The sequence below is a fragment of the Azospirillum sp. A1-3 genome, from assembly GCF_023806445.1.
GTDB lineage: Bacteria > Pseudomonadota > Alphaproteobacteria > Azospirillales > Azospirillaceae > Azospirillum.
On sequence record NZ_JAMSLU010000001.1, the window covers coordinates 1,804,184 to 1,823,645 of the forward strand.

The window sequence follows — 19,462 nt, forward strand, 5'->3', positions numbered from 1 at the left end:
TTCGAAACCGCTCAGCCGAAGACCGACAGCCAGGCGACGAGCAGGACGACCCCGATCACCATGGCAAAGGCGTAGTGATAGACGTACCCCGACTGCAGCCGGCTGGCGCGTGCCGCGACGTCGCGGGTGGCGGCGGCGATGCCGTCCGGTCCCACGCCGTCGATCACCGCCCCGTCGCCCGACTTCCACAGGCCGTAGCCGATGGCCTTGGCCGGACGGGTGAACAGCGCGTCGTACAGCTCGTCGAAGTACCACTTGTTGTAGAGGAACTGGTGGATGCCGCGGAAGGTGGAGGCGATCCGGCCCGGCAGGCGCGGCATCATCACATAGCCGATGTAGGCCATGGCGATACCGATCAGGCCGACCACCAGCGGGGCGATGGCGACCCAGCCCGGGGTGTGGTGGTGCGCGGCCTCGATGGCGTCATGCTCGTGCAGGGTCATGATGGCCTTGCCCCAGAATTCCATCCGGTCGTGACCAATGAACCATTGGTGGAAACCAAAGCCGGCGAACAGCGCGCCAAGCGTCAGGACCGCCAGCGGGATCAGCATGACGACCGGCGATTCGTGGGCGTGGTCGTAGACTTCCTTGTCCATCCGCGGCGTGCCGTGGAAGGTCATGAACAGCAGGCGCCAGGAGTAGAAGGCGGTCAGCAGAGCAGCCGCGATACCCAGGGCGAAGGCGAAGCGCCCCACCCCGCTGCCCGAGGCGAAGGCCGCCTCCAGGATCATGTCCTTGGAATAGTAGCCGGCGAAGAAGGGCAGACCGGCGAGAGCCAGATTGCCGATCCACATCACCGCATAGGTGAAGGGAATCTTGCGCCAGACGCCGCCCATCTTCCGCATGTCCTGCTCATGGTGCAGAGCATGGATGACCGAGCCGGCGCCAAGGAACAGCAGGGCCTTGAAGAAGGCGTGCGTGAACAGATGGAACATGGCCGCGCCGTAGGCGGAGACGCCGGCGGCGAAGAACATGTATCCGAGCTGCGACATCGTCGAATAGGCGATGACGCGCTTGATGTCGAACTGGGTGAAACCGATGGTCGCCGCGACGAAGGCGGTCAGGCCGCCGACCACCGTCACCACCTCGAGCGCCGTCGGGGCGTATTCGAAGACGGGCGACAGGCGGCAGACCATGAAGACGCCGGCGGTGACCATGGTGGCCGCGTGGATGAGCGCCGACACCGGGGTCGGGCCTTCCATCGCGTCCGGCAGCCAGGTGTGCAGACCAAGCTGCGCCGACTTGCCCATGGCGCCCATGAACAGCAGCAGGCAGGCGACGGTCAGACCGTTGAAGTCCCAGCTGAGGAAATGCAGCGTCTCGCCGGTCAGCGTCGGGGCCTTGGCGAAGATCGTGTCGAACTGGACCGAACCGGTCAGCACAAAGATCGCGAAGATGCCGAGCGCGAAGCCGAAGTCGCCGACGCGGTTGACCAGGAAGGCCTTCATGGCGGCGGCGTTCGCCGAGGGCTTCTCGTACCAGAAGTTGATCAGCAGGTAGGAGGCCAGACCGACGCCCTCCCAGCCGAAGAACAGCTGGACCAGGTTGTCCGCCGTCACCAGCATCAGCATGGCGAAGGTGAACAGCGACAGGTAGCCCATGAAGCGCGGCTTCTGCGGATCCTCGGCCATGTAGCCGATGGAGTAGACGTGCACGCACGCCGAGACGGTGTTGACGACGATCAGCATCACCGCGGTGAGCTGGTCGACGCGCAGCGCCCACTTCACGTCCAGCGTGCCGCTCTGGATCCAGGTCATCAGCTCGATCGTGCGCGGGTTACCGTGCACGGCGACGTCGAAGAACAGGATCCAGGACAGGATCGCCGAGACGATGACTGCACCCGCGGTCACGAACTGCGAGACGCGGTCGCCCACCGTCGGCGGCCCGGCGACGACATGGTGGTCGTCGTGGGCGTCGTCGTGTGCGTGGTCCAGCTCGTCATGCGAGATGTGATGGGAATGATCGTCATGGGCATGGGCGATCTGGGCGTGCCCGTGATCGTCATGGCAATGACCGTGGCTTCCGTGACCGGCAGCCGCCGGCTCGGCCTTCGGCCCGCCGAACAGCGCGATCGATCCGGCGACGAGGAACGCCAGGAGCGGAAGGAATACGACTAGCACTTCCATGGCGCCGCCTCAGCCCTTCATCATGTTGATGTCTTCGACTCGGATCGAGCCGCGGTTGCGGAAGTAGACCACCAGGATGGCGAGGCCGATGGCCGCCTCGGCGGCGGCGACGGTCAGGATGATCATGGCGAAGATCTGGCCGACCAGATCGTGCAGGAAGGTCGAGAAGGCGACGAGGTTCAGGTTCACCGCCAGCAGCATCATCTCGATCGACATCAGGATGATGATGACGTTCTTCCGGTTCAGGAAGATGCCCAGCACACCCAGCGTGAAGATGATTGCCGAGACCGTCAGGTAATGTCCGAGACCGATCTCCATGATCACACGCCCTCCCCGGTCGTAACCTTGCGAATGACGACCACGTCTTCCCGGCGACGGGAAATCTGGGCGCCGACATTCTGTTTGCGCACGCCCGGACGGTGCCGCAGCGTCAGCACGATCGCGCCGATCATGGCGATCAGCAGGACGATGCCCGACGCCTGGAACAGGTAGACGTACTGCGTGTACATCAGCCGGCCCAACGCCTGTGTGTTCGACACCTGATCAAAGGCCGGAGTCGGCGCGCCGGCGATGGCGGCGACGTTGGGAGCCACGATCCAGCCGCCGAGCACGGCGGCCAGTTCGGCCAGCAGGATCAGCCCAACCAGCGCACCCAGCGGCAGCGCTTCCATCGCACCCTTGCGCAGCTCGCGGAAGTTGATGTCGAGCATCATGACCACGAACAGGAACAGCACGGCGACGGCGCCGACATAGACGATGATGAGGATCATCGCGATGAACTCGGCCCCCATCAGGAGGCAGAGACCGGCCGCCTGGAAAAAGGCGAGGATCAGGAAAAGGACAGAATGAACGGGGTTCCGCGCCGAGATGACCATCACACCGGAGGCCACCAGCAGCGCGGCGAACACGTAGAAGGCGATGCCTTGGAGTATCATCGTTTTTCTCGCTTCCGCTTACCGGTAAGGAGCCTCGGCCGCGAGGTTCTGGGCGATTTCCGCCTCCCAGCGGTCGCCGTTCGCCAGCAGCTTCTGCTTGTTGTAGAAGAGCTCTTCACGGGATTCGGTGGAGAACTCGAAGTTCGGCCCCATGACCACCGCGTCGACCGGGCAGGCTTCCTGGCACAGGCCGCAGTAGATGCACTTGGTCATGTCGATGTCGTAACGCGTGGTGCGGCGGCTGCCGTCGTCGCGCGGTTCGGCCTCGATGGTGATGGCGAGAGCCGGGCACACCGCTTCGCACAGCTTGCACGCGATGCAGCGCTCCTCGCCGTTCGCATAACGGCGGAGCACATGCTCGCCGCGGAAGCGGGAGCTGATGGGGCCCTTCTCATAGGGGTAATTGATCGTGACCTTGGGCTTGAACATGTAGCGCAAGGTCAGCGCCATGCCGCCCAGCAGCTCGGTCAGGAACAGGCTGCGCGCCGCGCGGTCGAGGAACGCCATGGCCTCTTCGTCTCCTTCCTCGCCGGCCGCCGCCCTTTGGTCGGGCGGCTCGCCGGCACTCAAATCGACATGTCGATGGTGGGTTCGGTGCAGGCTTTCGCCGTTGCTTACTTCGGCAGCCAGCCGAAGGTCACCAGGACGCCGGCGGTCAGCACGACCCAGAACAGCGACAGGGGCAGGAAGACCTTCCAACCCAGCCGCATCAGCTGGTCGTAGCGGTAGCGCGGCACGGTGGCGCGAACCCAGACATAGGTGAACAGGCAGAACGCGATCTTCAGGGCGAACCACACGATGCCCGGCACCCAGGTGAAGGGCGCGAAGGGCAGCGGGGGCAGCCAGCCGCCGAGGAACAGGATGCTCGTCATCGCGCTCATCAGAATCATGTTGGCGTATTCGCCAAGGAAGAAGAGCGCGAAGGGAGCCGAGCTGTACTCGACCATGAAGCCGGCGACCAGCTCCGACTCGCCTTCCGGCAGGTCGAAGGGGGCGCGGTTGGTTTCCGCGAGCGCCGAGATGAAGAACATCACGAACATCGGCAGCAGCGGAATGCAGAACCAGACCGTCTCCTGGGCCCGCACGATGTCGGTCAGGTTCAGCGAACCGACGCACAGAAGCACAGTGATGATGATGAGGCCCATCGAGACCTCGTAGGACACCATCTGCGCCGCGGAGCGGAGCGCACCGAGGAAGGCGTAGCGCGAGTTCGAGGCCCAGCCGGCCATCACGATGCCGTACACGCCCAGCGAGGAGATCGCGAACAGGTACAGCACGCCGACGTTGATGTTGGACAGTACCACCCCGTAGTCGAACGGGATGACCGCCCAGGCGATCAGCGCCAGGAAGAAGGTCAGCATCGGGGCGACGTAGAACACGACGCGGTTGGCGCCTTCCGGCAGGATCTGTTCCTTGGCGAAAAGCTTCAGGCCGTCGGCGAAGGGCTGCATCAGGCCGAAGGGACCGACGATCGCCGGTCCCTGGCGAAGCTGCATCGCGCCCATGATCTTGCGCTCTGCGTAGGTCATGAAGGCGACGGCCACCAGCAGCGGCACGGTGATCGCCAGGATCTCCAGAACCATAATGATCAGCGGCAGGAGGAAGCCGCTCCAGAACTCAGCCATGGGTGCCAGTCCTCTCCTGAGCAGGGCCCACCAGCGCTTCCGTGCAGTTGGCCATCGTCACCGAGGCCCGGCTGATCGGGTCGGTCATGTAGAAGTTGGTGATCGGCGTCACGAAGGGCGCGGCATCGACCGGGCCCTGCGCGCCGAACGGCGCCCAGCTGGCCGGGGTCATTTCGCCGACCGCACCGAAGATCGGGTTCGCCGCCATCAGCCGCTGGCGCAGCTGGCCGTGGGTGTCGAAGGGCAGCGTGGCGCCCAGGACTTCCGACAGGGCGCGGACGATCTTCCAGTCCTCGCGAGCCTCGCCCGGCGGGAAGACCGCGAGGCGGGCAAGCTGCGGACGGCCTTCGGTGTTGACGTAGACCGCGTTCTTCTCGGTGTAGGCGGCACCCGGCAGGATGACGTCGGCGCGGTGGGCGCCGGCATCGCCATGGTGGCCCTGGTAGACGACAAAGGCGTTGCCCAGCTTGGCCATGTCGATCTCGTCGGCACCCAGCAGGTAGACGAAGTCGATCTCGCCCTTCAACGCGCCGTCGAGGATGCCGTGGACGTCGCGGCCGCCCTCGCCCGGCAGGAAGCCGGCTTCGATGCCGCCGACACGCGCCGCGGCGGTGTGCAGGACGTTGAAGCCGTTCCAGTCGTCGCGGAACATGCCGTAGGCCTCGCCGACCAGACGGGCGGCGGCCTGAACCGCGAGACCGTCGGCGCGCTGGAAGGCGCCCATGCCGACGATGATCATCGGGTTCTTGGCGGCGCGCAGCGTCTCGGCGAACGGGTGGTTGCCGTCGACCAGCTGCTGCAGCGTGTCCGGACCGGAGCCGATCACGCTGTAGGGATAGGTCAGGTCACGCTGCTCGCCGATCGAGGCGATGGTGACGCCGCCGGCCAGATAGCGCTTGCGGATGCGGGCGTTGACCAGCGTGCCTTCCCAGCGCGGGTTGGTGCCGACCAGCAGGATCACGTCGGCCTTCTCGATGCCGGCGATGCCCGAATTGAACAGGTAGCCGGCGCGTACCGAGGTGTCGAACCGCGCACCGTCCTGGCGGCAATCCAGGTTCGTCGAACCCAGACGCGACAGCAGCTCCTTCAGCGCAAACTGCGCCTCGACATCGACCAGATCGCCGGCGATGGCGGCGACGCGGTTGCCGGGCAGGCCCTTCAGGCGCGCCGCGACGGCGGTGAAGGCCTCGGCCCAGCTGGCGGGGACCAGCTTGCCGTTCTGGCGGATGTAGGGGCGGTCGAGGCGCTGGCGCTTCAGACCATCGTACGAGTAGCGGCTCTTGTCGTTCAGCCACTCCTCATTGATGTCGTCGTTGACGCGCGGCAGGACGCGCATCACCTCGGCGCCACGGGCGTCGACGCGGATGTTCGAGCCGACGGCGTCAAGGACGTCGATGGTTTCGGTCTTGCGCAGCTCCCACGGACGGGCCGTGAAGGCGTAGGGCTTGTGGGTCAGCGCACCCACCGGGCAGACGTCGGCGAGGTTGCCCGACAGCTCCGAACCGATCGCCTTCTCGACGAAGGTGGTGATCTCCATGTGCTCGCCGCGATAGACGGCGCCGACATCGGGAACACCGGCCACTTCGTTGATGAAGCGGATGCAGCGGGTGCAATGGATGCAACGGGTCATGATGGTCTTGATGACCGGACCCATATACTTGTCCTTGACCGCCCGCTTGTTCTCGCCGTAGCGGCCGCGGTCGAAGCCATAGGCCATGGCCTGGTCCTGCAGATCGCACTCGCCGCCCTGATCGCAGATCGGGCAATCCAGCGGGTGGTTGATCAGCAGGAATTCCATGACGCCCTTGCGGGCCTTCAGGACGGTCTCGCTGTTGGTGCGGACGACCATTCCGTCGCCGCAGGGCATGGCGCAGGACGCGACCGGCTTGGGCGCGCGCTCCATCTCCACGAGGCACATGCGGCAGTTGGCCGGCACGCTGAGGCGCTCATGGTAGCAGAAGCGCGGAATCTCGATCCCCAGCTGCTCGCAAGCCTGGAGAATCGAGGTGCCCGGCTCGACCTCGATCTCGATCCCGTCGATGGTCAGTTTCGGCATGGGAACGGGAACTCCTTACTCGGCCGCCAGCGGGGCGCTGTTGCGGTAGGCCTGGATGCGCCGTTCCACTTCCGGGCGGAAGTGGCGGAACAGGCCCTGGATCGGCCAGGCGGCAGCGTCGCCGAGCGCGCAGATGGTGTGGCCTTCGACCTGCTTGGTGACCTGCAGCAGCATGTCGATCTCTTCCATGCGGGCGTTGCCGGTGACCATGCGCTGCATGACGCGGCTCATCCAGCCGGTGCCTTCGCGGCAGGGCGTGCACTGGCCGCAGGACTCATGGGCGTAGAACTGCGACAGACGGGCGATGGCCTTCACGATGTCGGTGGACTTGTCCATCACGATCACCGCGGCGGTGCCCAGGCCCGACTGCACTTCGCGCAAGGAGTCGAAATCCATCAGGACGGTGTCGCAGATCGACTTCGGCAGGACCGGAACCGACGAGCCGCCGGGGATGATGCCCAGCAAATTGTCCCAGCCGCCGCGCACGCCGCCGGCATGCTTCTCGATCAGCTCCTTCAGCGGGATGCCCATCTCCTCTTCCACGTTGCACGGATTGTTCACGTGCCCGGAGATGCAGAAGAGCTTGGTGCCCGAGTTCTTCGGACGGCCGAGGCCGGCGAACCAGGAGGCGCCGCGGCGCAGGATGGTGGGAACAACCGCGATGGATTCGACGTTGTTCACCGTGGTCGGGCAGGAATAGAGACCGGCCTGGGCGGGGAACGGCGGCTTGTTGCGCGGCTGCCCCTTCTTGCCTTCGATCGACTCGATGAGCGCGGTTTCCTCGCCACAGATGTACGCGCCCGCACCGCGGTGGATGTAGACGTCGTAGCTGTAGCCGGTGCCGCAGGCGTTCTTGCCGATCAGGCCCGCCGCATACGCCTCGTCGATGGCGCGCTGGACGTTGGAGCCCTCATTGTAGAACTCGCCGCGGATGTAGATGTAGCAGGCGCTGGCACCGATTGCGAAACCGGCGATCAGGCAGCCCTCGATCAGCTTGTGCGGATCGTGGCGCAGGATGTCGCGGTCCTTGCAGGTGCCGGGCTCGCCCTCGTCAGCGTTGATGACGAGATAGACAGGCTTGTCGGTCACGTTCTTCGGCATGAAGGACCACTTCATGCCGGTCGAGAAGCCGGCGCCGCCGCGACCGCGCAGCCCCGATTCCTTCACCTGATCGATGATCCAGTCCCGGCCATTGGCCAGGAAGGATGCCGTGTTGTCCCAGTCACCGCGCTTGCGGGCCGCCTCGAGACCGAAGTCCTGGTAGCCGTAGAGGTTGGTGAAGATGCGGTCCTCATCGCGAAGCATCGCTGTCCCCTCCCCCTCAATCGTCCGCTTGCGCGGTGGTGAAAGCCTTCAGCGTCGTCGGGCCGCCGACCGGCTCCGAGGACTGACGGCCGATCTGCGAACCGGGCTTCGGCGTCTCGCCGCGGGCCAGCGCGTCGAGGATGCGCTCCATATGCTCCGGCGCCACGTCTTCGTAGTAATCGTCGCCGATCTGCACAACCGGCGCGTTGACGCAGGCGCCCGAGCACTCGACCTCGCCCAGCGTGAACTGGCCGTCGGCCGTGGTCTCGCCCACGTCGATGCCGAGCTTGCTCTTGCAGGTGTGGACGATCTCGTCCGACCCGCGCAGCCAGCAGGGGGTGGTGGTGCAGACCTGGATGTGGTGCTTACCGACCGGGTTCTTGTTGTACATCGTGTAGAAGGTCGCGACCTCGTACACGCGGATGCGCGGCATGCCGAGCAGGTCGGCCACGGCGTCCATGGCGACGCGCGGCAGCCAGCCGCCGTTCTGCCGCTGGGCGACGTCCAGCAGCGGCATGCAGGCACTGGCCTGCTTGCCCTGCGGGTACTTGGCGATGATGCGCTTCGCCAGCTCCAGGTTTTCCGGAGTGAAGGTGAAGCTGGTCGGCTCGGCGTGGCCGTGATCGGAAGCGGGCGCGCTCATCGATCGATTTCTCCGAAAACGATGTCCATCGAGGCGATGTTGGCGACGGCGTCGGCCAGCATGTGACCCTTCGACATGAAGTCCAGGCCCTGAAGATGGGCGAAGCCCGGCGCGCGGATCTTGCAGCGGTAGGGCTTGTTGGTGCCGTCGGACACCAGATACACGCCGAACTCGCCCTTGGGCGCCTCGATGGCGGTGTAGGTCTCGCCGGCGGGAACGTGGAAGCCCTCGGTGAAGAGCTTGAAGTGGTGGATCAGCGCTTCCATCGAACGCTTCATCTCGCCGCGCGGCGGCGGGGACACCTTGCGGTCCTCGATCTTGTAAGGACCGGCCGGCATCTCCTTGCAGCACTGGCGGATGATGCGCAGCGACTGCTTCATCTCCTCCATGCGGACCAGATAGCGCGCCCAGCAGTCGCCGGTCAGGCCGACCGGAACGTCGAACTCCATGCGGTCGTAGACTTCGTAGGGCTGCGACTTGCGCAGGTCCCAGGCGACGCCGGAGCCGCGCAGCATCGGGCCGGTGAAGGCCCAGTCGAGCGCCTGCTCCTTGGTGACGATGCCGATGTCGACCGTGCGCTGCTTGAAGATGCGGTTTTCGGTCAGCAGGCCTTCGAGGTCGTCCATGAACTTCGGAAAACGCTCGGTGAAGGCCCAGATGTCGTCCAGCAGCCCGTCCGGGATATCCCAGGCGACGCCGCCCGGCCGGAAATAGTTGGCGTGCAGGCGGGCACCCGACACGCGCTCGTAGAACTCCATGAGGATTTCGCGTTCCTCGAAGCCCCACAGCGCCGGGGTGATCGCGCCGACGTCCAGCGCACCGGTCGTGATGGACAGGATGTGGTTCAGGATGCGCGTGATTTCCGAGAACAGCACGCGGATGTACTGCGCACGCAGCGGCGCCTTGATCTGCAGCAGGTTCTCGATGCCGAGCACATAGGCGTGCTCCATGCACATCGGGCTGACATAGTCCAGGCGGTCGAAATACGGCACGGCCTGGATGTAGGTCTTGTACTCGATCAGCTTTTCGGTGCCGCGGTGCAGCAGGCCGATGTGCGGATCGCAACGCTCCACCACCTCGCCGTTCAGCTCCATCACCAGACGGAGCACGCCGTGGGCGGCCGGGTGCTGCGGCCCGAAATTCATCGTGTAGGGCTTGATCTGCGTCTTGGTCTCCGGACCGGAGGCGCTGATCGCCCCGCCCAGACCAGTCATTGCCGGACCAGTCGAGACGACGCCGGTCGCCGATTCGGTCGAAACGGTCATGCTCACGGCTTCTTGCTCCCGTCCTGGAGGGCCGCCTTCTCATCGCCAGGCAGCATGACGTTGGTCATGCCTTCCCACGGGCTGAGGAAGTCGAAGGCGCGGAAATCCTGGGTCAGACGGACCGGCTCGTAGATCACGCGCTTCTGGTCTTCGTCGTAGCGTGCTTCGACGTAGCCGGTCAGCGGGAAGTCCTTGCGGAAGGGATGCCCCTCGAACCCGTAGTCGGTGAGGATGCGGCGCAGGTCCGGATGGTTCTCGAAGAAGATGCCGAACAGGTCCCACACCTCGCGCTCGAACCAGTTCGCGGCGCTGAAGACGGCAACCGCCGACGGGACGGGCGTGTCCTCATCGGTGGCCAGCTTCACGCGCATGCGCCGGTTGTGGGTGTAGCTGAGCAGCTGGTAGACGACCTCGAACCGCTCCGCGCGGTCCGGGTAATCGACCGCGGTGATGTCGGTCAGCTGCTCGAACCGGGTGGCCGGATCGTCGCGCAGCGCGGTCAGCACCGCCAGGATGGCCGGCCGTTTGACCGTCACCATCAGTTCGCCGAGCCTCACCTCGACCTTCAGGACGTCGCCGCCGATCTTGGCGGCGATGACGTCCCCGAGTTCCTTCAACGCCTGTTCGGACATGGGTGGGACCCTGCCTTCCTACTTGTCTTCAGCGCGCTTCTCTTCCGGCCGCGGGACCGGAGCCTTGTCGGCCCCGGCCGGTCCGGTCCGCTGGGATCAGCGGGCGATGCGGTTGCCGCGCTTGATCTTCTTCTGGAGCTGGAGGATGCCGTAAATCAGCGCCTCCGCCGTCGGCGGGCAGCCGGGCACATAGATGTCCACCGGCACGATCCGGTCGCAGCCACGCACCACCGCGTAGGAATAGTGGTAGTAGCCGCCGCCGTTGGCGCAGGAGCCCATCGAGATGACCCAGCGCGGCTCCGGCATCTGGTCGTAGACCTTGCGGAGCGCCGGGGCCATCTTGTTGGTCAGGGTGCCGGCGACGATCATGCAGTCGGACTGGCGCGGGCTGGGACGCGGAATCACGCCGAAACGGTCCAGGTCATACCGGCTCATATAGGCGTGGATCATCTCCACCGCGCAGCAGGCCAGACCGAAGGTCATCGGCCACAGCGAGCCGGTCCGGGCCCAGGCCAGCAGGTCCTCGTACTTCGCCAGCACGAAGCCCTTGTCCTGGATCTCGTCCGAGACCGCGCGGATGTAGGCGTCCTGTTCCGGTCCGGGCGGAATCGGCGCCAGCGGCTTGGCGACCTCTACTCCCATTCCAGAGCTCCTTTCTTCCACTCATAAATGAAGCCGATGGTCAGGATGCCCAGGAACAGCATCATCGACCAGAAGCCGAACAGCCCGATGTCACCCAGGGCGACCGCCCACGGGAACAGGAAGGCGACTTCCAGGTCGAAGATGATGAACAGGATCGAGACCAGGTAGAACCGCACGTCGAACTTGGTGCGCGCGTCCTCGAACGGCTCGAAGCCGCATTCGTAGGGGGAGACCTTCTCGGCGTCCGGGTTCTTCGGGCTGATGACGTAGGATGCCCCCACCATCACCGCGGCCAGCGCGATGCCGATCAGCAGAAACACCAGGATCGGAAGATACTCAATGATCAGCGGAGTCGACACCGCGTTCCTCCCATAAGCCCACGACCACGGGCGCCGTTCCGGCCGGGAAATCGGCGGAAGCGCAAAGCCGTGGCAGCCATGCCTTGGATTAGCCCATCAGACGGGCCGGAATATATGCCGAGACCGTGGGCAAGGAAAGCGCTTTGAATCGCTTTTCACCACGCGGAAGGACAAGCCGGCCCCCGCGAGAGAGCTTGGTAATACCACGTTTTTAAAACAGGGAAAAGGAAAGACAATACGCATGCGAAAAAGGACCCGCAGTTTGCGAGTCCTTTGGACATACTGGCGCGTTACGCGCAATTTGAAAAAGAAAGTGGCGCGAGTGACGGGACTTGAACCCGCGGCCTCCGGCGTGACAGGCCGGCGCTCTAACCAACTGAGCTACACCCGCGCAGAGCGACTTGTTTCAAAACACCACGCCGTCACAGAGCCAAAGGCTTGAACCGCCTAGTGTTTTTAACTGGAACCGTTGAAGGCCCCCGTCGTTCGGTGGGCGGTTTGTAGTCGCCCCGGCCGCCGCCTGTCAATCACCAAATTGCAAAAAATTCACTGGAGCTGACGCCTGCGGCATCGTGGTGCCCCGCCCGCCCGCTCAGGGCAGACGGTGGGCATCGCGACGCAGGACCTCCAGCCGGTCGAACGCCTGCAGCATGCCCGCCGACAGTTCGCGGTGGTCGACCGCATCCGGTCCGCCGAAGCGGGTCAGCGTCTCTTCCAGCGCGCGGGCCAGATGCTCGGCGACGTCGAGATGCTTCTGTTCCAGGGCCAGCTCCAGCGCGGCAAGGATGCGGTCGCCGAGCCGCCGTTCATTCAAGGTCATGCGTTTCCCCACCCATTTCCGGCAACGGGCGGCAGGGCGCCGTCCCGTTTGCGTTTCCGGCCGAGAATAGCAGCTTCGCCATTCGTGCGCGGTGGGATTCGCATCGCTGCGACATTTCGGAGGCAGCCCTTCCGGAACCGCCTTACCCCGTGCGATAGTCCGGCCATGACGTTCCGCGACTCGCCCCTCTTCCGTCTCATCGCCGTTCTTCCGGCCCTGGCCGTTTTCGCGGCGGGCTCCGCCATGGCGGCTGCCAACGTGTCGGCCGCCCAGGCCGAAGCGAAGGAGATCGCCAAGTCGATGGGCAACTGCACGCCGGCGAAGGTCGAGGTGCTGCGCTACACCGTCGGACGGGAAGGGTCGACGACCTTCAAGGTCGGCTGCACCGAGGAGAAGGATGCCTTCGTCGTCGTGGAATGCCGATCGCGCATCTGCACCCTGCTTCGCTGAGGCATTCCCCATCCCTGAATTCACTGCTCGTTAACCGGAGCCAAGCGCAATGTGCAGGACCGGGTGTGCCACGCCTGGCAAGAGGAGTTGCAGGATGGTGGGCGCACACATGGAAGCGGGGCAGAAGGGTTCCAGACGGGTCTGCTTCGTCCTGTCGCTGGCGATTTCGGCGTGGGCGCTGGCCGGCTGCACCTCCCCGCTCGGGCTGGCGGCGGCGGGCGCCGATGTCGTGACGCTGAATGCGACCAAGAAGACCATCGGCGACCATATCGTGTCGGCGGCCACCGGGCGCGACTGCTCGATCCTCAGCTTCGAGAAGGACGGCGATTATTGCCCCGACAAGGTCGAGGTCGACCGGTCGCGGCTCTATTGCTACCGCACGCTGGCCGACGTCGAATGCCACCACATTCCGGATCCCTACCGCAACGGCAACACCGCGCTGGCCAGTCCGCCGCCGGACGTCCGGACGCTGCCGCGCAAGCGGGGCTGGTTCGACGACGCCACGCCCTATACGGCCAACAACGGGTCGTAAGGCGTCAACGCACCTTCTTGGCGACGAAAGCCTTGGCGATCGCCATCATCGCCTTTTCATGATTCGGCCCGCCGGCCGGTGCGTTGTGAATGGTGGCGCCCTTCCCCGCAGGTGTGGACTTGCCGGCAGGCGTTGCGCGCTGCGGAGCCGGCTGTTCGTCCGGCTCGCGGCCCAACTGGTTCAGCAGGTTCTCAAGCGCATCACGGCTGAGGCCGGAGGCTGACGCCCGCCCGCCCCCCGCCCCACCGGCGGCGGCCGGACGCGCGGCCGGCCTGCTGCTGGCCGGACGGCCGGCGCGTTCGATGGCGGCGGCGGCGATGGCCTTCAGGAAGGGCTGGGCGATGCCGCGCAGCAGGTCGGGATCCTCGACGGCCCAGGCCATCAGGATCTTCTGCGCATTCATCCGACTGCCCTTGGCCGCCAGGATCGCTTCACGCACCTTGCCGTCGACGTAGGAATTGCTCATCGGGAATCGCCCACCGGGATGTGTCCGCCGGCTTTGCAAATATCGGCGGGACTGTTCAGGACTGTTGGGCCAACTCGGTTAACAAACGGTTGCGGGCTCCGTCCGGCCCGCGGGATGAGACGGAAGAAGCGGTTGCTCCATTTCGAGGAGGCGCGGATAGTGGCGGCATGCTGATCGAAACCTTCGCCGACCTGATCTGCCCCTGGTGCTACATCGGCAAGCGCCGGCTTGACCGGGCGCTGATGCAGCGGCCGAACCTGCGGCCGGAAATCCGCTGGCAGCCGTTCCAGCTGAACCCGGACATGCCGCGCGGCGGGATGTCGCGCGACGACTATCTCGCCGCCAAGTTCGGCGGGGCGGAGCGGGCGCGGCAGATTCACCGGGTGGTGGAGGATACGGCGGCGCGCGACGGATTGCCGCTGGCGCTCGACCGCATCCAGCGCACGCCCAACAGTTTCGACGCGCACCGTCTGGTCCGCATCGCCGGCCGGCTGGGGCTGGGCAATGCCATGGCCGACGCGCTGTTCGCCGCCTATTTCGTCGACGGTGTGGACATCGGCGACCCGGACGCGCTGGCCAGCGTCGCCGCCGGACTGGGGATGGACTTCGTCGAGACACGGCATCAGCTGTCCACAGATGCCGAATCGGCGTCGGTCCTTGCCGCCGATACGCTGGCCCGCCAGATGGGGCTGCAGGCGGTGCCCTGCTATATCTTCAATCGCCGTTATGCGCTCTCCGGCGCGCAGGAGCCTGCGAGTTTCCTGCCGCTGCTCGACCTCGGCAGCGAGGAGCCGGAGAACCTGTCGGTCGTCTCATGCTGACCCCGGCCCCAAAATGAAGAAGGGCGGCCCGAAGGCCGCCCTCTCCCGTTTTGGCGTGTCAGGCCGACGTGTTGCTGTCCTTGGCGTAGCCCAGGGTCTTCAGCGCGTCGGCGATCTCCGGCAGGATGCCCGGATCGTCGATGGTCGCCGGCATCTTGTAATCCTGGCTGTCGGCGATCTTCTGCATGGTGCCGCGCAGGATCTTGCCGGAGCGGGTCTTCGGCAGACGATCGACCACCAGGGCGCGCTTGAAGTCGGCGACCGGGCCGATCTGCTCGCGCACAAGCTGGACCACCTCCTTGACGATCTCCTCGTGCGGGCGGGTCACGCCGGCCTTCAGGCAGACGAAGCCCAGCGGCACCTGCCCCTTCAGGTCGTCGGCCACGCCGATCACCGCGCATTCGGCGACGTCCTTGTGGCTCGACAGCACCTCTTCCATCGCGCCGGTGGACAGGCGGTGACCGGCGACGTTGATGATGTCGTCGGTGCGGGCCATGACATAGACATAGCCGTCATCGTCGACGAAGCCGGCATCGCCGGTCTGGTAATAGCCGGGATAATCGGCGAGATAGGACTTCTTGAAGCGCTCGTCGGCGTTCCACAGAGTCGGCAGCGTGCCCGGAGGCAGCGGCAGCTTGACGCAGATGGCGCCGATGTCGCCGCGCGGAACCTCCTTCAGCTCGGCGTTCAGCACCCGCACGTCCCAGCCCGGCATCGGGCGGGTGGCGGAGCCGTACTTGATCGGGAACAGGTGGACGCCCAGCGGGTTGCCGGAGATCGCCCAACCGGTCTCCGTCTGCCACCAGTGGTCGATCACCGGGACGTTCAGATTGTCCTCGGCCCAATGCAGCGTGTCGGGGTCCGAGCGCTCGCCGGCCAGGAACAGGGCGCGGAAGTGCGACAGGTCGTACTTCTTCAGGTAATTGGCGTCCGGATCCTCGCGCTTGATGGCGCGGAAGGCGGTGGGGGCGGTGAACAGCGTGCCGACCTTGTGCTGCTCGATCACGCGCCAGAAGGTGCCCGGATCGGGGGTGCCGACCGGCTTGCCCTCGAACACCACGGTGGTGCAGCCGGTCAGCAGCGGCGCATAGACGATGTAGGAATGGCCGACGACCCAACCCACGTCCGACGCCGCCCAATACACCTCGCCCGGCTTGACGTTGTAGATGTTGGTCATGGTCCAGCGCAGGGCCACCGCATGGCCGCCGTTGTCGCGAACCACGCCCTTGGGCTGGCCGGTCGTGCCGGAGGTGTAGAGGATATAGAGCGGATCGGTCGCCTTCACGGCCACGCACTCCGCCGGCTCGGCCTTCGCCACCGCCTCGGCCCAGTCGACGTCGCGGCCTTCGATCAGGGAGGCGGTTTCCTGCGGGCGCTGCCAGACGATGACGCTGGCCGGCTTGTGGGCCGACTGCTCGATGGCGGCGTCCAGCATGGGCTTGTACTTGACGACGCGGTTCGGCTCGATGCCGCAGGAGGCCGAGACGATGGCCTTCGGCTTGGCATCGTCGATGCGGGTCGCCAGCTCGTGCGGGGCGAAGCCGCCGAACACCACCGAATGCACCGCGCCCAGACGGGCGCAGGCCAGCATGGCGACCAGCGACTGCGGGATCATCGGCATGTAGAGGAGAACGCGGTCGCCCTTCTCCACGCCCTGGGCGCGCAGCGCGCCGGCGAAGCGGGCGACCTGGTCCTGCAACTCGGCATAGGTGATGGTCTGCACGGTCTGGGTGACCGGGCTGTCATAGATGATCGCCGCCTGGGCGCCGCGCCCGCCTTCCACATGGCGGTCCACCGCGTTGTAGCAGGTGTTCAGCTCCCCGCCGGTGAACCAGCGGTAGAAGGGCGCGTTGCTGTCGTCCAGCACCTTGTCCCATGGCTTGTACCAGGAGATGTCCTTCGCCGCGTCCCCCCAGAACCCGGCCGGGTCCGACAAGGAGCGGGCATGCATCTGGTCGAAAAGCTCGGCAGTGGTGGTGCTGGCGATCGCGCTCATGGCAGGGCGTCCCTCGTTCTATTTTGGTACTATTCGGTGCGCATTTCCTCTCGGCCGCGAAACGATCCGTTACGCAGCCTCCACAATCTGCGACAAAAGCATAAGTGCAGGCAAATGTCAGAAGGTCGGGGGTGCGGCGAGCTGTCGCATTCCCCATTCGTGAAACGGTGTTCCGGAAATTGGAATAGCCCCGCTGTTTCAGAAGGAAACGCACACCGGCCGGATGGCCAGCCCGACCGACTGCTGGTGGAAGCGGTCCTTGTACAGATCGACGATCTCGTGGATCAGCCGCAGCGTCGCCGGGTCGCCATCGGCCAGCAGAGTGAGGATTTTGCTGGGTTCCCGCACCAGATGGCCGGTCTGGATGTCGCGCCAGTGGCCGGAAGCGTCGACGACGGTCAGCCCGTTGGGAAAGCGCGGCGTCACCTCCCGGTCCAGGAAGTCGGTCCATTCGCGATCGCTGACGCCAAGCTCGTTGCCGATGTTCCGCCCAAAGAACAATTGCGCCTCGATCATCGCGCCGGCCGCATAGGCCTCGCACACCGTTGGTGACACCGCCGGCGACAGCGCCGGCGCGGGCGCCAGTTGGGCCGCGGCGGGACCGGTCAGCAGAAGGAGCGAAAGGACGGCGGGCGACAGGCTGGGGCGGTTGAAGAGACGCATGGGCGATTCTCCGTTCGGGCGGGAGAGGAAGCGTCGGCGGCGCGATCAGCGACGCTCTGGTCAGGACGCCCCTGGACCGTTATGCATGGATCATGGCCGTCGATCCACCCATCACCGGGATTCGCCCGATCCTGACCGTCGTTCACGGCAACGGCGAGCGCCTGATCGTGGCCCGTCTCACCAACCTGGGCGGCGGCAGCCAGTCCAACCGCTTCGTCCTGCGCCGCGCCGATTTCCGCGCGCCGTGGGAGCAGCCGGACAAGGGCTATTTCGGCTATGCCGAGGTCGCCCGCGCTTTGGACGCCAACGGCTGGCGCGGCTGCATCATCGAGGTGATGGCGACCACCGACCTGGAGGAACGCCGAGCCCGCCAGCTCGCCCGCAAGAAGCTGCACCTGCAATGCGTGGAGGCGGCGATCCGGCGGGCGCAGGAGGGGGATTGAGCGCCAGCGGCATCAAGCCCCCGCGTGCCCGATCAGCAGCCCCGCCGCGATCGCCCACATCACCAGGGCGATGACGCCGTCCATCACCCGCCAGGCGGCAGGCCGGGCGAACAGCGGGCGCAGCAGCCGGGCGCCATAGCCGAGCGCGAAGAAGAACAGGAAGGACGCCGTCATCGCCCCCAGCGCGAAGGCGCCCCGTGCCTCGGCGAAGCGGGCGGAGACGGAGCCGACCAGCACCACCGTGTCCAGATAGACATGCGGGTTCAGCCAGGTCAGCGCCAGACAGGTCAGCAGTGCCGGCAACAGCCCGCCCGGCTCACGATCGGCCGGGTTCAGCCCGCTGCCGCCGGCCCACGCCGACCGGGCGCTGCGCAAGCCATAGACCAGCAGGAAGGCGGCGCCGGCATAGCGCATCAGCGGCTCCAGCCAGGGCCAGCGCGCCGCGACGGTGGCGAATCCGCTGACCCCGGCCAGGATCAGGACGGCGTCCGACAGGGCGCAGGTGGCGCAGATCGCCAGCACATGCTCGTTGCGCAGGCCCTGGCGCAGCACGAAGGCGTTCTGCGCCCCGATGGCGACGATCAGGCTGAAGCCGAGGAACAGGCCCGGCAGGAAGGCCGGCAGCAGTGCGGCGGGGGAAAGATCGGTCATCGCGGTGGTTCCGGAGTCGGGGAATGTCATTCCGCTACCACCGGAGCAGCCTTTGCCGTACTTAATCCTTCTTGCCTTGATTAAGCAGAGCTAATCCATGCTGGACTATCCGCTGCTGATGGCTCTGGCCGCCGTGATCCGCACCGGCAGCTTCGAGCGCGCCGCCCGGCAGCTGCATGTCACCCCGTCGGCAGTGTCGCAGCGGGTGAAGCTGCTGGAGGAGCGGCTGGGCACCGTCCTTGTGGTCCGTGGCCAGCCCTGCACAGGCACTGCCGCCGGCCAGCGCCTGTGCCAGCATGTGGAGCAGGTGGCGCTGCTGGAAAGCGAATTGCGCGGCGCCCTGCCCGGCCTGAGCCCGGCGGACGGGCCGGTCACCTTGCGGATCGCCGTGAATGCCGACAGCCTCGCCACATGGTTCGTCGCGGCGATGGCCGAGCTGCCGGGCTGCCTGTTCGATCTGGTGCTGGACGACCAGGACCACAGCGCCGAATGGCTGCGCATGGGCGAGGTTCTGGCCGCCGTCACCGCCAGCGCGGCACCGGTTCCCGGCTGCAACAGCCATCCGCTTGGCGCACTCCGCTACCGCGCCACCGCCAGCCCGGATTACCTGCGCCGCCATTTCGCCGATGGGGTGACGGCGGACGCCTTGGCGAACGCGCCTTGCCTGACCTTCAACCGCAAGGACCAGTTGCAGGCGCAGTGGCTGCGCATGGTGCTGAGCGACCGCGATCCGACACAGGCGCCCACTCCGCCGACTCACTGGCTGCCCTCCACCCATGCCTTCGTCGATGGGGCGCTGGCCGGGCTGGGATGGGGAATGAACCCCGACCCGCTGGTTGCCGACCATCTGGCGACGGGTCGTCTGGTGGAGTTGGTGCCCGGCCGGCCGCTGGACGTTCCACTCCATTGGCAGCAGAGCCGGATCGCCGGAACCGCGCTGGCCGACCTGTCGCGCGCGGTCCTGCGCGCCGGACGGCGAGCCCTCCATCCCACCGGCGAAGAGGCAGGAAGCCCGCCCGCCCGATGAAGGCT

The 19,462-nt window shown here is 66.1% G+C and carries 22 protein-coding genes and 1 tRNA gene; 5 read left to right on the forward strand and 18 right to left on the reverse strand.

Annotated elements, in window-relative coordinates:
- Positions 1–11: 11 nt before the first annotated feature.
- From nuoL to M5E06_RS08575, 14 genes are all read right to left on the reverse strand, one after another.
- Positions 12–2,126: an NADH-quinone oxidoreductase subunit L gene (gene nuoL, locus M5E06_RS08510; RefSeq protein ID WP_252137847.1), complete on the reverse strand. Its 2,115-nt coding sequence runs from the start codon at positions 2,124–2,126 to the stop codon at positions 12–14.
- 9 nt (positions 2,127–2,135) lie between these two features.
- Entirely contained in the window at positions 2,136–2,444 is a 309-nt protein-coding gene (gene nuoK, locus M5E06_RS08515) for an NADH-quinone oxidoreductase subunit NuoK (protein WP_014248409.1), read from the reverse strand.
- Between the two features lie 2 nt (positions 2,445–2,446).
- On the reverse strand, positions 2,447–3,061 hold the full coding sequence (locus tag M5E06_RS08520) for an NADH-quinone oxidoreductase subunit J (RefSeq protein ID WP_109151178.1): 615 nt from the start codon (positions 3,059–3,061) through the stop codon (positions 2,447–2,449).
- Positions 3,062–3,079: 18 nt separating this feature from the next.
- Entirely contained in the window at positions 3,080–3,568 is a 489-nt protein-coding gene (nuoI, locus tag M5E06_RS08525) for an NADH-quinone oxidoreductase subunit NuoI (protein ID WP_014248411.1), read from the reverse strand.
- Between the two features lie 107 nt (positions 3,569–3,675).
- Complete coding sequence (nuoH, locus tag M5E06_RS08530; protein WP_109073996.1) at positions 3,676–4,686, reverse strand: NADH-quinone oxidoreductase subunit NuoH; 1,011 nt, start codon at positions 4,684–4,686, stop codon at positions 3,676–3,678.
- On the reverse strand, positions 4,679–6,742 hold the full coding sequence (gene nuoG, locus M5E06_RS08535; RefSeq protein WP_252137848.1) for an NADH-quinone oxidoreductase subunit NuoG: 2,064 nt from the start codon (positions 6,740–6,742) through the stop codon (positions 4,679–4,681). The genes nuoH and nuoG overlap by 8 nt, the downstream gene beginning before the upstream one ends.
- Positions 6,743–6,757: 15 nt before the next feature.
- Positions 6,758–8,047 carry an NADH-quinone oxidoreductase subunit NuoF gene (gene nuoF, locus M5E06_RS08540; RefSeq protein WP_109151176.1) on the reverse strand — a complete coding sequence of 430 codons (1,290 nt, stop codon included), beginning with the start codon at positions 8,045–8,047 and terminating at the stop codon, positions 6,758–6,760.
- Between the two features lie 16 nt (positions 8,048–8,063).
- A complete protein-coding gene (nuoE, locus tag M5E06_RS08545) occupies positions 8,064–8,690 on the reverse strand; it encodes an NADH-quinone oxidoreductase subunit NuoE (RefSeq protein WP_109073999.1) in 627 nt (208 codons plus the stop codon).
- Positions 8,687–9,904: an NADH-quinone oxidoreductase subunit D gene (locus M5E06_RS08550; protein ID WP_174757381.1), complete on the reverse strand. Its 1,218-nt coding sequence runs from the start codon at positions 9,902–9,904 to the stop codon at positions 8,687–8,689. Before M5E06_RS08550 ends, nuoE begins: the two co-directional genes overlap by 4 nt.
- A 53-nt stretch (positions 9,905–9,957) precedes the next feature.
- Positions 9,958–10,587, reverse strand: coding sequence for an NADH-quinone oxidoreductase subunit C (locus M5E06_RS08555; RefSeq protein WP_109074000.1), 630 nt, complete (start codon positions 10,585–10,587; stop codon positions 9,958–9,960).
- 96 nt (positions 10,588–10,683) lie between these two features.
- The gene (locus M5E06_RS08560; protein WP_174470176.1) at positions 10,684–11,229 is read right to left on the reverse strand and encodes a NuoB/complex I 20 kDa subunit family protein; all 546 of its coding nucleotides are present in this window, start codon (positions 11,227–11,229) and stop codon (positions 10,684–10,686) included.
- Positions 11,220–11,588 carry an NADH-quinone oxidoreductase subunit A gene (locus M5E06_RS08565; protein WP_045580751.1) on the reverse strand — a complete coding sequence of 123 codons (369 nt, stop codon included), beginning with the start codon at positions 11,586–11,588 and terminating at the stop codon, positions 11,220–11,222. Before M5E06_RS08565 ends, M5E06_RS08560 begins: the two co-directional genes overlap by 10 nt.
- Positions 11,589–11,902: 314 nt before the next feature.
- Positions 11,903–11,979: transfer RNA gene (locus M5E06_RS08570), tRNA-Asp, on the reverse strand.
- A 201-nt stretch (positions 11,980–12,180) separates the two neighbouring features.
- The gene (locus M5E06_RS08575; RefSeq protein WP_109149792.1) at positions 12,181–12,408 is read right to left on the reverse strand and encodes a hypothetical protein; all 228 of its coding nucleotides are present in this window, start codon (positions 12,406–12,408) and stop codon (positions 12,181–12,183) included.
- A gap of 165 nt (positions 12,409–12,573) precedes the next feature.
- On the opposite strand from M5E06_RS08575, the gene M5E06_RS08580 reads away from it, so the two are divergent.
- Both M5E06_RS08580 and M5E06_RS08585 read left to right on the forward strand, forming a co-directional pair.
- Positions 12,574–12,858, forward strand: a complete 285-nt coding sequence (locus M5E06_RS08580) for a hypothetical protein (RefSeq protein ID WP_252137849.1) — start codon at positions 12,574–12,576, stop codon at positions 12,856–12,858.
- Between the two features lie 94 nt (positions 12,859–12,952).
- Positions 12,953–13,390: a hypothetical protein gene (locus M5E06_RS08585; RefSeq protein WP_252137850.1), complete on the forward strand. Its 438-nt coding sequence runs from the start codon at positions 12,953–12,955 to the stop codon at positions 13,388–13,390.
- A 4-nt stretch (positions 13,391–13,394) separates the two neighbouring features.
- Here M5E06_RS08585 and M5E06_RS08590 read toward each other — a convergent pair whose 3' ends face one another.
- A complete protein-coding gene (locus M5E06_RS08590; RefSeq protein WP_252137851.1) occupies positions 13,395–13,856 on the reverse strand; it encodes a hypothetical protein in 462 nt (153 codons plus the stop codon).
- A 167-nt stretch (positions 13,857–14,023) separates the two neighbouring features.
- On the opposite strand from M5E06_RS08590, the gene M5E06_RS08595 reads away from it, so the two are divergent.
- Positions 14,024–14,677: a DsbA family oxidoreductase gene (locus tag M5E06_RS08595; RefSeq protein WP_109149795.1), complete on the forward strand. Its 654-nt coding sequence runs from the start codon at positions 14,024–14,026 to the stop codon at positions 14,675–14,677.
- Between the two features lie 58 nt (positions 14,678–14,735).
- On the opposite strand, the gene M5E06_RS08600 is transcribed toward M5E06_RS08595, so the two are convergent.
- Together M5E06_RS08600 and M5E06_RS08605 are read right to left on the reverse strand one after the other, a co-directional pair.
- A complete protein-coding gene (locus M5E06_RS08600) occupies positions 14,736–16,673 on the reverse strand; it encodes a propionyl-CoA synthetase (RefSeq protein WP_286208638.1) in 1,938 nt (645 codons plus the stop codon).
- 198 nt (positions 16,674–16,871) lie between these two features.
- Complete coding sequence (locus tag M5E06_RS08605; RefSeq protein WP_252137852.1) at positions 16,872–17,336, reverse strand: DUF3574 domain-containing protein; 465 nt, start codon at positions 17,334–17,336, stop codon at positions 16,872–16,874.
- Between the two features lie 92 nt (positions 17,337–17,428).
- Between M5E06_RS08605 and M5E06_RS08610 the strand changes: the two genes are divergently transcribed.
- The gene (locus M5E06_RS08610) at positions 17,429–17,779 is read left to right on the forward strand and encodes a hypothetical protein (RefSeq protein ID WP_252137853.1); all 351 of its coding nucleotides are present in this window, start codon (positions 17,429–17,431) and stop codon (positions 17,777–17,779) included.
- A 12-nt stretch (positions 17,780–17,791) separates the two neighbouring features.
- Here M5E06_RS08610 and M5E06_RS08615 read toward each other — a convergent pair whose 3' ends face one another.
- Positions 17,792–18,430 (reverse strand): LysE/ArgO family amino acid transporter, encoded by a 639-nt coding sequence (locus M5E06_RS08615; protein WP_252137854.1) that lies wholly within the window; start codon positions 18,428–18,430, stop codon positions 17,792–17,794.
- Positions 18,431–18,527: 97 nt separating this feature from the next.
- Between M5E06_RS08615 and M5E06_RS08620 the strand changes: the two genes are divergently transcribed.
- On the forward strand, positions 18,528–19,457 hold the full coding sequence (locus M5E06_RS08620; RefSeq protein WP_252137855.1) for a LysR family transcriptional regulator ArgP: 930 nt from the start codon (positions 18,528–18,530) through the stop codon (positions 19,455–19,457).
- Positions 19,458–19,462: the final 5 nt, after the last annotated feature.

Excerpts from the sequence above, each read along its gene's own strand:
- nuoL (WP_252137847.1), bottom strand. The coding sequence starts at position 2,126 with ATGGAAGTGCTAGTCGTATTCCTTCCGCTCCTGGCGTTCCTCGTCGCC.
- nuoK (WP_014248409.1), bottom strand. The coding sequence starts at position 2,444 with ATGGAGATCGGTCTCGGACATTACCTGACGGTCTCGGCAATCATCTTC.
- M5E06_RS08520 (WP_109151178.1), bottom strand. The coding sequence starts at position 3,061 with ATGATACTCCAAGGCATCGCCTTCTACGTGTTCGCCGCGCTGCTGGTG.
- nuoI (WP_014248411.1), bottom strand. The coding sequence starts at position 3,568 with ATGGCGTTCCTCGACCGCGCGGCGCGCAGCCTGTTCCTGACCGAGCTG.
- nuoH (WP_109073996.1), bottom strand. The coding sequence starts at position 4,686 with ATGGCTGAGTTCTGGAGCGGCTTCCTCCTGCCGCTGATCATTATGGTT.
- nuoG (WP_252137848.1), bottom strand. The coding sequence starts at position 6,742 with ATGCCGAAACTGACCATCGACGGGATCGAGATCGAGGTCGAGCCGGGC.
- nuoF (WP_109151176.1), bottom strand. The coding sequence starts at position 8,047 with ATGCTTCGCGATGAGGACCGCATCTTCACCAACCTCTACGGCTACCAG.
- nuoE (WP_109073999.1), bottom strand. The coding sequence starts at position 8,690 with ATGAGCGCGCCCGCTTCCGATCACGGCCACGCCGAGCCGACCAGCTTC.
- M5E06_RS08550 (WP_174757381.1), bottom strand. The coding sequence starts at position 9,904 with ATGACTGGTCTGGGCGGGGCGATCAGCGCCTCCGGTCCGGAGACCAAG.
- M5E06_RS08555 (WP_109074000.1), bottom strand. The coding sequence starts at position 10,587 with ATGTCCGAACAGGCGTTGAAGGAACTCGGGGACGTCATCGCCGCCAAG.
- M5E06_RS08560 (WP_174470176.1), bottom strand. The coding sequence starts at position 11,229 with ATGGGAGTAGAGGTCGCCAAGCCGCTGGCGCCGATTCCGCCCGGACCG.
- M5E06_RS08575 (WP_109149792.1), bottom strand. The coding sequence starts at position 12,408 with ATGACCTTGAATGAACGGCGGCTCGGCGACCGCATCCTTGCCGCGCTG.
- M5E06_RS08580 (WP_252137849.1), top strand. The coding sequence starts at position 12,574 with ATGACGTTCCGCGACTCGCCCCTCTTCCGTCTCATCGCCGTTCTTCCG.
- M5E06_RS08585 (WP_252137850.1), top strand. The coding sequence starts at position 12,953 with ATGGTGGGCGCACACATGGAAGCGGGGCAGAAGGGTTCCAGACGGGTC.
- M5E06_RS08590 (WP_252137851.1), bottom strand. The coding sequence starts at position 13,856 with ATGAGCAATTCCTACGTCGACGGCAAGGTGCGTGAAGCGATCCTGGCG.
- M5E06_RS08595 (WP_109149795.1), top strand. The coding sequence starts at position 14,024 with ATGCTGATCGAAACCTTCGCCGACCTGATCTGCCCCTGGTGCTACATC.
- M5E06_RS08600 (WP_286208638.1), bottom strand. The coding sequence starts at position 16,673 with ATGAGCGCGATCGCCAGCACCACCACTGCCGAGCTTTTCGACCAGATG.
- M5E06_RS08605 (WP_252137852.1), bottom strand. The coding sequence starts at position 17,336 with ATGCGTCTCTTCAACCGCCCCAGCCTGTCGCCCGCCGTCCTTTCGCTC.
- M5E06_RS08610 (WP_252137853.1), top strand. The coding sequence starts at position 17,429 with ATGGCCGTCGATCCACCCATCACCGGGATTCGCCCGATCCTGACCGTC.
- M5E06_RS08615 (WP_252137854.1), bottom strand. The coding sequence starts at position 18,430 with ATGACCGATCTTTCCCCCGCCGCACTGCTGCCGGCCTTCCTGCCGGGC.
- M5E06_RS08620 (WP_252137855.1), top strand. The coding sequence starts at position 18,528 with ATGCTGGACTATCCGCTGCTGATGGCTCTGGCCGCCGTGATCCGCACC.